Consider the following 14,474-nt stretch of genomic DNA (forward strand, 5'->3'; position numbering starts at 1 on the left):
TGGCTTGGATAAAGTAAGCCACTTGCATCTACAACGAATCAGCAAGCTTTAGCAATACGCTACGAATAAACAAAGGAGTTTTAGTTAACCCATGTACGGCGAAACAGGAAAGAGTAAGAGGGCACAAAGACCCTCTATGATTGTTGGTTATTTCAAGAAACCAAGCTCACGCATTAGGTCGCCCATCTGTTTTTCTTGGTCTTCTAGGAAGGCGTAAAAATCTTTGTCAGCTTTGTAGTTGTCGATCCAACCGTTACGGTCACGAACCACTTGCCACTCATCGGTTTTGTACATTTTGCCAAGCGCTTCGTTCCACTCGTCGATTTTCGCTTGACTTGTACCCGGTGCCGCGAAGAAACCACGCCAGTTAGCAAATACTGTCTCGTTGCCGTATTCAGTCAGTGTTGGGATGTTAGGCGCAGCGTCAAGACGCTTTGGAGCCGTCACAGCAAGCACTTTTACTTGGCCAGATTTAGACATCTCTAGTACTTCACCAAGGCCCGTTGAAAGCAGCTGTGTTTCGCCAGAAAGCAATGCCGCCATCGCTTTACCACCAGCATCGTAGGCAATGTAACGAACTTTCTTTGCATCAAAACCTTCGCCTTTGAATGCTGCAGCAACCACAAGGTGGTCCATGCTGCCACGAGCTGAACCGCCAGCAATTTTCACTTTACGTGGGTTGGTTTCGAATTCTTTAACTACATCTTCCCAAGTGTTGTACTTAGAATCCGCAGACGCGACGATTGCACCGTAATCGGCAATGGTTGCTGCTACCGGAGTTAGGTCACGGAAAGATTGTGGGAAGATACCTGTTAGTGAACGAACAACGATAGGCGTTGAGTTCACCATTAGCGTGTCTTCTTGGCGTTGAGCCGTTTCGATTAGGTGAGCAATTGCTTTACCACCACCGCCACCAGAGAGGTTTTGGAAAGAGACATTTTCTACGATGTCTGATTTCACCAATACATCACCCGTACCACGAGCTGTCATATCCCAACCGCCACCAGCGCCGCCAGGGATTAGGAAGTGGATTTTTTCTACGTCAGCAGCAAAAGTGTTGAAAGAAAAGGTAGCTGCGATAATAGAAGCCGCAAGAGTAGGTTTCAGTGCCTTGAACATGGTTCACGTTCCTTATGTAGGGGATCTCTTCAATCGAGAGAAACTTATGTTTTATTTCCAGCTACTAAACAGATGAGTAGGATATTGCTTAGCAGATGAAGTTAAAGTTAACGGTGTGTTAATGAAATGTCTGTAATGCGGCGATATTGAGAATAAAGAACATTGGATTAATATTGTTCATAAAGTTCACGGCGGGGTGTTATGCGAAGGCGAAAAAAGAGAGCCATGTCGGGCTCTCTATAAAATTTGGAATGTTTGTAATGAATTCTTTTATTTATCATAAGCTTATCTGTGTAAGGTCGAGCCTTTCAAGATCTCAGTTGCCTTGTCAAAATCAAACTCTTCCAAAGAAACTTCCAGTCGCTTGAATTCTGAAGAGGATAATCCAATTTTAGCGCCATCTTCAATATTAAGAATTATGGTGAGTGCATCGGTGTCATCATTCGCCGTTGCCTCCAATAATTGGCGGTAGAGTTGCTGATCAGTAGTCGATTGCTGCTGTTCAGAGCTCTCTGCTGATTTGCTAGAACTGGTCGCTATTGAGTCTTTTGATCCTTCAATTTGAGAGAATGCTTCGCTTAGTGATTGGCTTAGTTCTAGCGATGTGCTGATCACACTGCCTTTCAAATTGGTATCGTCTGGCTGTGCTTCTAGGTTTTCACACAACGTATGCAGTTGTTTCGCCCCTAAATTGCCTGCCACCCCTTTCAGTGTGTGAAGGTAGCGCGGTGCACTGCCGCTTGCTAGCTCGCTTTGTAGCTTATCTCTGTCAGAATAGGCCTCGACAAATCGGTGTAAAAGCTTGCTATACAGTTGGTGATTATTGTTGGCTCTGATTAAGCCAAGCGTAATGTCTAGCCCCTCAACTTTAGAAAGCGCTGTATTAAAGGCACTACTGTCTTCTGACTCGTTAGAGCTAGAGTTCACGGATTCTTCTTGGTGTGATATTGGGTTAACAAACGCAATGGGACGGGAAGGTGACACCCAACTCGCGAGAGTGGCAAACATTGAACCGACATCTATAGGTTTAGCAATAATGTCACTCATGCCACAACCGAGCGCCTTTTCCTTGTCTCGCTCCATGACATTAGCTGTCATCGCGATGATCGGTATTTCTTGATCGTTGATCTGCTGACGAATGTACTCTGTTGCTTCATAACCATCCATCACCGGCATTTGGCAATCCATCAATATACCATCGAACGGTTGTCCGTCTACAATGGCTTGTTGATAAAGCTCAATCGCGAGTTTGCCATTTTCAGCTACTGAAACCCGAATTTTCTGTCCTTCTAATAGCTCAGTCGCGAGTTCTTGGTTGATTTCATTGTCTTCAACTAAGAGTAATTTGGCTCCGGCAAGGTGCTGAACGTTGGCTAACTGGGTTTGCTGCTCAAGTTCACTGCGTGAGACGCGTTCTGAATCGAGTCCATAGAGTGAGACAATAGAGTCATAGAGGTGAGAGGGGGTAATTGGTTTGTCCAGAATACTTGGTATTTGAAAGCCCCTTTGATCAATCGCTTCTGCAAGCTCTTCTCGATCGTAAGCGGTCAGCATCATGATCTTAGGCGTTGTGTTTAGCTGCTGCTCATTGTTGATCTCTGCTAATAAGTCTACGCCGTCTCGCTTAGGCATCTTCCAGTCGGAGATAACCAAATCAAATGGCTTGTTCTGAGCGTCAGCGGTATGTAACTCGACAAGAGCGTCATCTACCGATGAACTTAGTGTTGGTGTTAGCTTCAATGACTCTAGAATGTCACCAATGATCAAGCGTGCGCTGGAGTTGTCATCGACGACCAACACTTTCAAGTTGTTAATCGATGCAGGCACTACTACAAGATGCTGCTGGATAGAATGACTGACGCGAGTGGCAATCGTAAATGAAAAGGTTGAGCCTTTACCAAGCTCCGTTGAGACATGAATATCGCCGCCCATCAGTTGGCTTAGTTCTTTACTAATGGCGAGGCCCAAGCCTGTCCCACCGTATTTTCGCGTGGTTGAGCTATCGGCTTGAGTGAACTTGTTGAATAATTTGGCGGCTTGCTCTTGCGTCATACCAATACCACTGTCTGAGACGGCAAAGTTCAACTTGATGTCGTCGCCTTGTCTTTCAGCAACTGAGATAGAGATCTTTACTTCGCCTTTCTCTGTGAATTTGACAGCATTGTTACTTAGATTAATCAATATTTGCCCAATTCTTAACGGATCCCCAACCAGGTTAGTCGGCACGTCTCTGTCGACTTGAATGAGCAGCTCTAGGTCGCGTTCTGAGGCTCGTAAGCCAACCAAGTTAGTAATATTGTCGAGTACATTTTCAAGTTGGAAGTCCACTTTCTCAATGTCGAGTTTTCCAGCTTCAATTTTCGAGAAGTCGAGAATGTCATTGATTAACCCGAGTAGGGTATCGGAAGAGAGCTTCACTTTGTGAATGTAGTTACGCTGCGCCTTGGTTAAATCGGTTTTTAATGCCAGATAACTCATGCCGATGATGGCATTCATTGGGGTTCTGATTTCATGGCTCATGTTAGCGAGGAAGTCAGATTTTGCTTGGTTTGCGGCATCGGCTTCATCTCTTGCTGCAGCTAGACTGTGTGCGAAAGTTTCTAAAGCAGAATGCGCTTTGTTAGCGAGCAAGCCCATCAACAAAATAATCACAAAGAAAATCATCCCACCGATGGCTAAATGGAACGTCACGCTAGAAGAGTCTTTTACATTGACGCTTTCTGAAAGGTGACGTTGGGATACGAAATCTCTAAATTTTAAGAAGCTCTCATCCATCGCTGTGAGTAGTTGGTGACCTCGCATCTCTGAACTGACTAACTCCATAAATTGCGACTCATAAACGCTGATATGCTCGTCAAAGGCAGTAATTTTTACGTTTGGTGCGTACAAGGTAATAAGTCGCTGCGCGTTGCTAGATTTGGATTGCATCTCATTAATCACATGTGACACTTTGTCAGCGATGAGCTTCTGTTCCTTTGAATTTGCGAGCAGAAAATCTCGGTTGAATCGATTTGAACGGCTTAGTAGCGTGCGAATCGCCAATAGGTCTTGCCCTATGAGCAATTGGGAAGAGAGTTCTGCTTGAGATTGAGAAACGAGATGACTCAGTTCCGCGACTTGGCTCTGCTTGGCTTGATAGAGTAACCCAACCGAACGCGAAAATTCAGAACCACTTAGGGTGACTTGATTGATAAGGGATGCTCTTAACTTTTTCGAAGACGCAGGTATGCCCTGTAGCTGAACTAAGTTGGTGTAATAGCGATTTTTTGCCTTATCTACAATCTCTAAAAGTTGTTGTCCTTTGTCATCCAAAATCTGCTCTTGCAACTCCGAAATGAGCTGTGAAGCCTTTTGCATCTCAAGTTTGACCAACGAGTGAGTCTTTAGGTCGCCGTCGAGTAAATACTCTTTTTCAAGGTTTTGTATGTTAACGGCGAGAGTGGCAAGTTGACTGGTTTTTAGTGCGACGTTGGTCAGTTCTTCGTTGTTTAGTCGTAGACCGCGAATTTTCTGATTGTTTTGATTGATCGCTTGATTGTGTCGATCCCTCATCTCTCGCAATAACTCTGTCGCGGCATTGGAGCGCTCGTCCATAAGCGTTCGAGTTGATTGGTTCAACTCAACAATGTCGATATATTGCTTGAATTGAACTAAATATTCCGTGAGTAAACTGATAGGAAGGGACGCTGCATATCGGTCGGCATAATCATTAGCTAGACCCACGGTTTGTTCTGCTTCTTGATCAAAGCTAGAGATGACTTGTTCATTGTAGTCGTTACTGAAAGACAACTCATAAACTCGGAGCTTATCGAGTGAAGTCAATAAGCGAGTACTGGAAGCGTATTGTTCGACGCCGATGAAGCGATCGTTGAGATTGATCCAAGCGCCTACCGCGACAGAAAACACAACGATGGCTGCGACCAGAAAAGAGGTTAAGATTAATTTTGAATCAGTAGCAAATCTTGAAACAGTATTCATAAAGTGCCTGTATTGATAAAGTACCAGCGAACTTAGTGTTTTTGTTCATCAGTAAAAGAGTCTTTGATAGTGAGCATTTCATCGAGCTTACTAATGAAAATAGGAACCAAGTTAGGATCAAAGTGATGGCCAGCTTGCTCTTGTATCAATTCAATTGCTTTTTCAATCGACCAAGCTTTCTTGTATGGGCGCTCGCTGGTGAGGGCATCGAATACATCTGCTATTGCAACAATACGCGCGCTTAGAGGGATGTCTTCGCCTGATAGCTTATGAGGGTAGCCGCTGCCATCCCATTTTTCATGGTGATAAAGAGCGATCTCTTGAGCGAGCTTTAGCAATTTAGAGTCGTTGTCTCCGATAATATCCCCGCCAATGGTGACGTGTGTTTGCATAATTGCCCATTCATCTGCATCAAGCTTACCGGGTTTACCTAATATGCGGTCAGGAATGCCGATTTTACCAATATCGTGCATCGGAGCTGCTTGGAATAGCAATTCCACCCATTCTTCACTGACGTCTAACTGCTGGGCAAGAATCTTGGAGTAGTAACTCATTCTTACAACGTGCATCCCGGTTTCATTGTCCTTGTATTCAGCGGCGCGGCCGAGCTTACGGATTATTTCCAATCGACTCATGGCTAGAGCTTCTGTTCGCTGTCTTACCTTGCGAGACAGTGCCAAGTTTTGGTCATAGAGAGAGATATGCGTGACAACGCGAGCCTTCACAATAGGCGGGCTGACTGGTTTAGTGATGTAATCAACAGCGCCGAGTTCAAAGCCTTTCTGTTCGTCGACCACATCCGTCTTAGCTGTCACAAAGATAACGGGGATATCAGAAGTGACAGGGTTACTTTTAAGTCGGCGGCATACTTCATAACCATCCATCACAGGCATCATGATATCGAGAAGAATGAGATGAGGCTTTGGGTGGGTAGAAGCAATTTTTAGCGCTTTTTCTCCGGATGTCGCAGCCTTAATTTTAAAGTCGTCGTTCAGGATCCCTGAGAGGGTATGAATGTTGTCCGGGATGTCATCAACAACCAAAATGATCGGCTTATCTGTCGTAATTTGATTCATTTTTCGTCCCTAAAAAATTTAATCAGATTGCTATGTTTTATATTGATAAAGCGTAGTGGAATTTGGCGGAAATGCATGATTTCAAGAGGGTTAATTGTTGGTTTTGGAATCTAAAAGGAAATAATGGTGAACCTTTCTATAAATAGATATTTTATATGTTAACCTTTATTTAACAAAGAATAACTGCATGGATAGTGTAGTAGTGCGATCAAGGTTGAATAGTTCAGGTTTCAGTTAGCTAAGACCGAATGATTCTGAGGTACTTAGTCGTTCAAGTAACTTTTCAAATCTATCGTGGACTTGTTACAGGGAGAACGTACGATGCCGAATACAGGGCTGACCCTCATTCAGAAAGACATGCTATCGCTGTTTGCTAATGCTGATTTGGTGGGTGTGACTAAAGTAGATAAAGTTAAGATTGCAGTTGCCGCTGCAACAGAAGTAGACAGTTTAACCGGTACCATAACGGAGGGAGTGACGGGGAGTGGAACTAGCCTCGCGGGGATGATTGAAAATATTACCGAGCAGATCAAAGAGAAATTCTTAGATTATGCAAAGAGCATCACCAGTATCGCTATGGATGATATCAAAGCTCAAATACTGAGTATGATTCCTAGCTTGGTGAAGAAGATCTTTGCAGATTTAGCACCTGCTATTGATGATATCAAAGAGGCGGCCAGCCGAATTTACTCCGCTTTAGGTAAAGCGGTAAACAATCATAAGACTCGTCACTTGAGCTCAATGACAACCACTCGTGTGGGCGCTGATGTGATAGATAAAATCCGTGGTGAGATCCGCGCTGTTGCTATCCAAGATTCAATGATTGCACTCGCGCATGGTGGCGTGATCGCGATTAACCTAGCGAGCTCAGGTATTGGCGCAACGGTGACCAGTATTGTTAAAGCCGTACTTTCTATCTTCAATTTTTTCCGCGGCTTATACGACAAGTGGGTAATGGAACGTAAGTTTCGCAAGTTTAAGCAAGAGTGTGTGATGCTTAATCAAAAGCGAGACGTTATTGGCGCGAATTTCTTCCGTGACTGGTTCAAAATGAAGATGGAAGAGATCCCTGTGATTGCGTCATACATGGTGTGCATGCCGTGTTATAGCTCTCCATATAACTTCTTATCTATAACCGACATTACGCCACCACCGCCAAACATGAAGACTCGTTTAACGCGTAGAATTAAGCGAAAGTTTGGTTTTAAAGTGAACACAGATCCTTCTGTTATCAAGTTGTCTTTCCAGAAGTCGACCCTGAGTGCTTACGCTACGCTACAAGAAGAGGCGAAGGCGTTTATTGCCAATAGTGAAATCGCATTGGAAAGTAACAAGCCAGGTGTGAAACAGGTACTCAATGCTGCACGCGGTGAGCCTAACTTTATACCGGGAACGGATGAAAAAGCCTTTACTAAGGCAGTAAGAAAACAACAGGTTAAAAACTTCTTTAATGGTACGACGATCAAAGAAAGCGTAAAAGAGAGCCTTGCACCGAAAGCGCTTGCTGCAACAGTGGCTGGTGGTTTGGAATCTCTGTTGGTTCCTGAATAAATATGACGACAATCAGTTTCTGTTAAATCGAATAAATGCGGATGATTGTTCATCCGCTTTTTTGTGTCTGCTGATACTGTTGGGTTAGCGATGCTGTTTGAGAAGGATCTGATAACGACTCGGTAAGCTTCCAATATCCGACAGTTCTTCCAATATCACCGCAAGTGCGAGCCAATCGTCCAATTTGCTCGTGATAGTGTGCTCTCTAGAATATCGAGGGGTGTAGCTATCAAAGCGAAGCTTTTCTCTTTCAGTTCCTATTTTGGTGATGGACCCAAAGTCGATAAGATGCGCCCGTCCTTGTTGACTGATGACGACATTGGACGGCTTGAGATCACCGTGAACGAATCCCAGTTTATGGATTTGGTTTATAGCGGTTTCTAGTGAGCTAATAAATTGAAAAGACGAACACTCAGGTAGGTTTGAGTCGTTTAGTATCTCCCGCAGTGTTTGACCACTGATGTGGGAAAGTACTAGAAAGTCTTGTTGGTAGTTAGAGAAGTAGTCGAGATATTTTGGGTAAGTGCCTTGTGTATCCAAATCAGTGTTGGAATAAAGAAACTCTGCCTCTTGTTTTAGATAGTGGCGGTGTTTTAGCTCATGAGCATATTTGATGGTGACCAATCCCCAGCTACGATGTTGAGCTTTAAATACTCGCGAGCTTAAGCGAGCAAGGTCGGTATAGCCATGTTTTTGGAGCGTACGTCTGAGCTGTTCATCAGTTGAACTCGTCTGGTTAGAAGAGGCATCATCTTCGATGGGTTTAGCTCGACTCGGTAAAGAGGGCGAGCTATTAGACGGATAGCGACTAAATTCCACTTGGCAGAGAGAACCCTGAGAAGAACCCTGGGACAAATGGGTTTGATTGCCCTTGGGTTTTGATGGTGAGCTTCACTTTACTGTCTCCATAGACGAATTCAACTTGGGTGTTTTGAGCAGACGTAAAGTTCACGTTTGGCTCAAATAAGCGGAACCAGCTCCATGTACCTTTCACAGTATCTTGGCCTATGGTTGAGTCTTGAGCATTGAGTTGAACACCGAGTTTTTCGATGAACTTCGCATCACCTTGCCATGATTGTTGGCTCCACAGCGTAGGGCCGTGTCGGTAAGTGAAGATGGGCTTATCTGAGATGATGGAAAACTCCGTAATGTTCGGTGTCATATCGACGGCTTTCAATTGGAAATTGATCAACACATTCGACGGATCGGCCAAAAACAGGGCACTTTTAATATCAGCCGCTTTATCCATCATTGTCCAAACGTCTGGTGTAATCGACAGCCCAGTCCCTGGCAATAAGCCCGGCAAATAGGGCGCTTCATCACTGTTCTTGATGAAGCTATTGAGGCGAGTCTGGTGGAACTTATCGACGATTCCATTGGTCACGAAGAAGGCTTTAACGTCGGCGACACTCACGTCAGATTTTGATTTTCGATTGAACGGATAAAACGAAGCCAAACGTTGTTGATAAGGCTGATAGATCTCGTTCGACCAAGCAGTATTCAAATAGTCATGAGCCAGTGACATCACGGTTTCATTGCTTTGGTGGACCACCTTGTTCACCAGTTCTTCTGCGACTTCTAGGTGATTGCTGGATAAGTTCGCGAGTGTAGCAATAGGATTACCAGCCTGTAGAGTCGCAGATAGCGTATCAAAGGCGACCTTCTGGGGCTCTTTGGCCTCGTAGAACTTATCTCCCCACTTATTCGCATTGATAAACGCTGTAAGTAGGTTGTCTATTGGCTTTTTACCTTGGTCATTAGCTGTAACTTGCTTTTTGTAGGCTTGGAAGCTGAGTGATATCTGACGAGCGGATTCCTTCTTATCAGGATCTTGAATCGGCATGCTTGCAGGGTCTTGTTTTTTGTCATCCTCTGCAGGGATTTCAAGCTCCACATAGGTGTATTTAGCAATCGTTGAATACAAGCTAACGATTGGGTTATTGCTTGCTTCAGATAGGCTAGTTAATGCATTTTTTAACTGTGTCGGGTCGGCAACTTCTTTGACTTCAACATTACGAATTAGGTCACGCCAATAGTTAATGTAATCGTTTTGGTAAGTCTGCTTGAGTTCTCGGCTAATACGGTGAAGCTCCAATGCGCTAGGGTACGCCCCCGCCACGCCTTCATAAGATTGCAATGCAGACATTAACGTTGGGGAGTTCACCGATAAGTCGAGTTCATTAAAGCCGGTTGGTGTATAGATATACGGAACTAGGTAACCAGCGAAACTTGGTGAGAATTTAAATACCGAATTGAAGTTATCACCCAGTTCACCACGAATATCGACACGTTTTGAGTAATCAGGTGAGCTTTGAATGTGTTCGTACAGCAGTGTCTCAATACCGGTTTGAGTGATGACTTTCTTAGCTAAACTTTCTAAATCATGGTTTGATTTAACTGGGGTCAGATTACGGGCAAAGATGTCATCCAACAGCACTTCGAATTGAGCAATATTGACGCTGTCGGCTTCGCCTTGATCTTGCAGCGTACGAATGTAGTAGTTTTTAAGCTCTTGTACGTTGGTTCTGTCTTTGCTGAAGAGTAAGCGATAGTTATTAAGTAAAGAGAGGGTTTGTGACTGATCTTCTAAGTTCACATAGACGAAGAGATCTTTCTCCAGCGTGTTTTCCATTGAAGGGATTAGAACTTGCTGTAACTCGGCGAAATACGCCTCTTCGACCTCTGCCCTAATACTTGGGTTAGGCATAAACGGTAAGGTATACCAAGGTTCTGGTTGATTGTAGAGGTTGTAGATTCTCTGCAGTGAGAACAGATTAGGGATGTTATCGGCCATGTTCTCAATGTCGTACGGCGATGCAGAGATCGCTTCTTTATAACGCTCTAGCATCACGTCAGCTCTGGTCTCACGCTGATTCTGGAAATCAAAATCAAACTTAATTACCAGCAATACAGCGGCGAGCAAACCTATCCAAGAGAGCGTAAACATCACTTGGTTAACCAGAAGAGTATTTTCTTTACGTTTGTTCACACCGACCAGTTCGTGCTCCGCCAAGATCACATGCGTCATCAAGTATTGAGCGAACAAGGTTTGGTTTACCGGGATTTGCTCATTTTGCTGATAATGCTCGTGACCGACAGAATAGGAAACAGTGCTTGCTAGTAAGTCTGACTGTGCGGAGCTTTGACCATCGTGAGTGAAGTAAAAGCCTCTAAATTGAAGCGCATCACTGAGTTGTTCTCCGCGATATAGGCGATTTAAAAACAACCACAAGTTCTGTTTCAATAAACCAAACTGGAATGGGGCGCTCGCGATGGAGTTTCGATAATCTTGATTCAACTGCCCAGCAAGCGCATTGCTCATATTGGCAATCAGTTCACTGATTAAGTGGTCATATTCATCATTAAACCAATCGGCGTCGATACCGCCGTGTTTAGAATAAGGGGCAGTGGCGCCAAACACTTCGTCTCTCTTTGACTCGTCAAAAGCAGAGAAGAACTGACAAAAATCACTGATGCTACCCATGTTTGAGATAACGTTGTAAATCGGTAGGCTGACACCAAACGCTTGGTTAAATGTCTTAATGGTCGACTTAAGTTCATCAGCCTGTTGGGGAATTTGCTCGTTGTTCTCTAATAGCGATGACACGTCAGTCGTAAGCAGCAAGCCGTTAGCTGCTTGTCTTGGTCGCCACGCGGTTAGGGATTGGCACAGTGTTTTCAAATATTCGGGATGTTGGTCTTCACCCATACTGATAGAGACTAAAATCGAATGCTCGCTAACCCAAAATAGGATGGGGAATTCGATGTCATTGCCGAAATCGTCAAGTTTATATGCCTCATACCCCATTTGCGTAATGATGCTTTTGTCTTTGTTCGGATTTTGGCTTAACAGCAAATAGATAGGCTGGTCATAGCGGCTCGTTAAACGTGTCTTACGTTTTTGTCCACTGATCATGCGCTTGAAATGGTTAGCCAGTTGCTTTTGTCGTTTCTGAATTAGTTCTTTGTCCAGTGACTCTTCCTCAGACTTGGTGCTGCGCTTAATCACTATCCAGTAGCATATGACACCAACTAAGGTTGATAGAATGGCAGCCGTGGCAAGCGCCCAAACCAGATATGCATTGAGGGGTGTTAACAGAATGACGCTAGAAGCGACAGTAAAAAACGCGACAGAGGCTAGAGCAGAGATACCTACCGTTTTCTTTACGTTACCTGACTTGTTTGGTTTTGCATCCGGCATAATCAGTTAGACTCTTCCTTGTTTAAGTCATGCGCAGAAGTGCGAACGATAATGGCATTTATCTGGTCGTTTTCGACATACCATGCTTTGGTTTTTCTCGCTTCTTCTGAGGTGTTCGCTCTCAATATCACTCGGTAGTATTTCTTGTAAGGCGAGATGATTGGTTCATAAGCTGATGGCGACAGATTGTTGATAAAAGCTTGGGCATTTTTCTTACTAGAGAACGTCGCTAATTGAACCAACCAATTGGCCGTGCTTGGCGCTAGGCTGGTAACCTGTGATGTCTCAACCGCTTGGGCTTTACTTGCATGACGAGGTGGTGATTCAAGATCGTTGTCTTGGCTAATAAATACGATGTCTTTGACTTCACCAGATAATACGTAGCGCTCGCTAAAGTTAGGCAAAAAGGTGAAATCGCGAGCTCGCTGGCTATGAGTCTTGGTGTACCAAAACTCAGTGAGTCCGATACTGGTTGCTATCAAACAAAAGAAGAACAAGCTGGTAATGAAGTAACGTTTACGTCGAGTCGGTTTTCTTACGTCAGGAAGCTTTACCTTCGTGCGGCAGTGAACGCCACTGGCGGTGCGATATTGACTGATGGTTTGTTCTAATTGATGGACAAACGCCTTTAGTTGCTCAGCACCACCTTCACGGTATTGTCCTTTGAACCCGATATTGATGAAGAGATAAATGATCTCAAGAAGATCAATTAGTTTGTGAGGCTGTCTTGCTGCTTTTTCGGCAACAGAGAAGAACAGCTCACCACCGTTACGCATACCAAATAGTTCACTCAGTAGGGTTTTATTTTCCCAGCCTCGTTTCTCTCCCCACTCGGTATAAATGATGAACTCATCAATCACCACGGCATACAAAAAGCAGAGCTTATCAATAACAGCAACAGGGTAGGTTAACTCGGTCGCTTGAGCTTTGATATCGTTAATACCCTGAATAAATTGCTCACGGAAAACGGTTAAGTCATCTGGTTCAGATAAGGTTGAGATCTTGAGTGTTTTGGTCAGTAAATCACTGCTGATATTGATCAGTTGATTCTCTGCTTTATCAAAGTGACGCAGAAACTCTTCTTGAGCGCTGGTGGAGTGCACCGCGACTAATTTAGAGAAAGCCTGGTCAGACTCTGTATTGGCAGAGCCTTTTGACGCTTTATCGATGACCAGTGTTTCTTCGTCTAAATAATCCATAGCCATTATCTCAACGCGTAAAGAACAACTTCGAGAGTTGGTATCCGAGCATCAACATGCAGCGCAATGGCATCGCGAGTGTCGAGCATATCGAGCCAGTTTCTGTCTTTGGTATCGACCTCAAAATAAGCGACACCTTGCATCGGTTTAAGCTCACTTGGCGCAATAGGCAGTGGGGTTAATGAGATACCAGAAAGGGAGCTTCGAACCAGTTCCACAATCTTGTTGTTACTGCTGAGCTTAGCGGAAGTAGGGAACAGTTCATTTAACTCTGTACTACTGATATCGGATTTCACACTTAGAACGAATCGACGGTTGTACACGCTGCTTGGATCTTTGATAAGGGTGCGAAGTAAGCGGCGTTTTTCAAACAGAGATATGTCCCATTTGAACTCGATGACAGAATCTTGTTGGACGAGAGTCAGCAGGTTTCTTAAGCTCGAAAACAGTGGGTTAAAGTTGTCGTAAAGCTTATCGTATTTTAGAGGCTGACACTGAGCGGGGATCGCTGGTGTTAGCGCCATCACCTGAGCTTCAAACTGCTTTAGCTTTGAATATAGCTCGTGAGTTGGGTATTTGGTGTTACTAATGGTTAGTTCGAACCACGGTAACCACGTGTTGAGCGTTTGCAGCCAAAGGAAGTCTTGCATCATAGACTGCGGGCTTTTCTGCTCTTGGCCAGCTTCGATGCGTTTCAAAAGGTTTTGAGCACGGTTACTTACCAGTGCATGAATCTCTTTTACTCGTTCGCTAAGCAGCGTCGACGCGCCATAGTGCAAACAAGCTGGAATAAAGGCACGATCCAACATCACTTCGTCGGAATCGCTGATTTCTAGGATCTTAGCGACTGGAATTAGGGTAAAACCAGAGGTGTCTTCTCCAGCGAACTTGAGGCCGATGTTGAGTTGTGCGACATCAACTTCGACGCTGGCGTTTTCTGAGGTTGAGGTATCGAAAACATTGATTGAACGAGTGATGTAACGGCTTTGCTCTTGACCATCTTCGCTGTAATCATTGTTACCTTGCAAAGAGATTGGCAGTGCAAGATAGACCACGGTTTCGATAGTGCCTTGTGGGATATCGACAACGATTTCTTGCTTGAGATTAAACTGAGTTCCATCAGGGAACACGCCGGAACAGCTCGGGATAGAGAGTTTACCGATCTTTAATAGATCATGGTTAAGTACTAACTCGGTGATGCCAAAGAAAGGGGCAAACCCAGCCAGTGTTTCAATATTCTGACGAATGTAGTTTTGCACATAGCGGTCTTGCTGCTGAAAGTGCTGAGGCGCAATGAACATCCCTTCTTGCCACACTACTTTTTTGAAAGCGTCCACGTAAAATCCTTTT

At 44.3% G+C, this 14,474-nt stretch carries 8 protein-coding genes; 1 reads left to right on the plus strand and 7 read right to left on the minus strand.

The features are described from left to right. Positions 1-147: 147 nt before the first annotated feature. From L4C44_RS17160 to L4C44_RS17170, 3 genes are all read right to left on the minus strand, one after another. Positions 148-1,119 carry a tripartite tricarboxylate transporter substrate binding protein gene (locus L4C44_RS17160; RefSeq protein ID WP_017055247.1) on the minus strand — a complete coding sequence of 324 codons (972 nt, stop codon included), beginning with the start codon at positions 1,117-1,119 and terminating at the stop codon, positions 148-150. A gap of 285 nt (positions 1,120-1,404) precedes the next feature. Then, positions 1,405-5,097, minus strand: a complete 3,693-nt coding sequence (locus tag L4C44_RS17165; protein WP_428805452.1) for a response regulator — start codon at positions 5,095-5,097, stop codon at positions 1,405-1,407. Between the two features lie 32 nt (positions 5,098-5,129). After that, positions 5,130-6,173 (minus strand): HD domain-containing phosphohydrolase, encoded by a 1,044-nt coding sequence (locus tag L4C44_RS17170; protein ID WP_428805453.1) that lies wholly within the window; start codon positions 6,171-6,173, stop codon positions 5,130-5,132. Positions 6,174-6,494: 321 nt separating this feature from the next. Here L4C44_RS17170 and L4C44_RS17175 point away from each other — a divergent pair, with 321 nt between their 5' ends. Then, positions 6,495-7,724 carry a hypothetical protein gene (locus L4C44_RS17175; protein ID WP_428805454.1) on the plus strand — a complete coding sequence of 410 codons (1,230 nt, stop codon included), beginning with the start codon at positions 6,495-6,497 and terminating at the stop codon, positions 7,722-7,724. A gap of 84 nt (positions 7,725-7,808) precedes the next feature. On the opposite strand, the gene L4C44_RS17180 is transcribed toward L4C44_RS17175, so the two are convergent. Genes L4C44_RS17180 through tssK form a run of 4 tightly spaced genes read right to left on the minus strand, consistent with a single transcriptional unit; the run spans position 7,809 to position 14,461 of the window. Next, a complete protein-coding gene (locus L4C44_RS17180) occupies positions 7,809-8,543 on the minus strand; it encodes a protein kinase domain-containing protein (protein WP_428805455.1) in 735 nt (244 codons plus the stop codon). Further along, entirely contained in the window at positions 8,533-11,925 is a 3,393-nt protein-coding gene (gene tssM / locus L4C44_RS17185) for a type VI secretion system membrane subunit TssM (protein WP_428805456.1), read from the minus strand. Before tssM ends, L4C44_RS17180 begins: the two co-directional genes overlap by 11 nt. A 2-nt stretch (positions 11,926-11,927) precedes the next feature. Continuing rightward, positions 11,928-13,130 (minus strand): type IVB secretion system protein IcmH/DotU, encoded by a 1,203-nt coding sequence (gene icmH / locus L4C44_RS17190; protein ID WP_428805457.1) that lies wholly within the window; start codon positions 13,128-13,130, stop codon positions 11,928-11,930. Next, the gene (gene tssK, locus L4C44_RS17195; protein WP_428805458.1) at positions 13,130-14,461 is read right to left on the minus strand and encodes a type VI secretion system baseplate subunit TssK; all 1,332 of its coding nucleotides are present in this window, start codon (positions 14,459-14,461) and stop codon (positions 13,130-13,132) included. The genes icmH and tssK overlap by 1 nt, the downstream gene beginning before the upstream one ends. Positions 14,462-14,474 lie beyond the last annotated feature (13 nt).

It is taken from the genome of Vibrio satsumensis (assembly GCF_050337435.1).
GTDB lineage: Bacteria > Pseudomonadota > Gammaproteobacteria > Enterobacterales > Vibrionaceae > Vibrio > Vibrio satsumensis.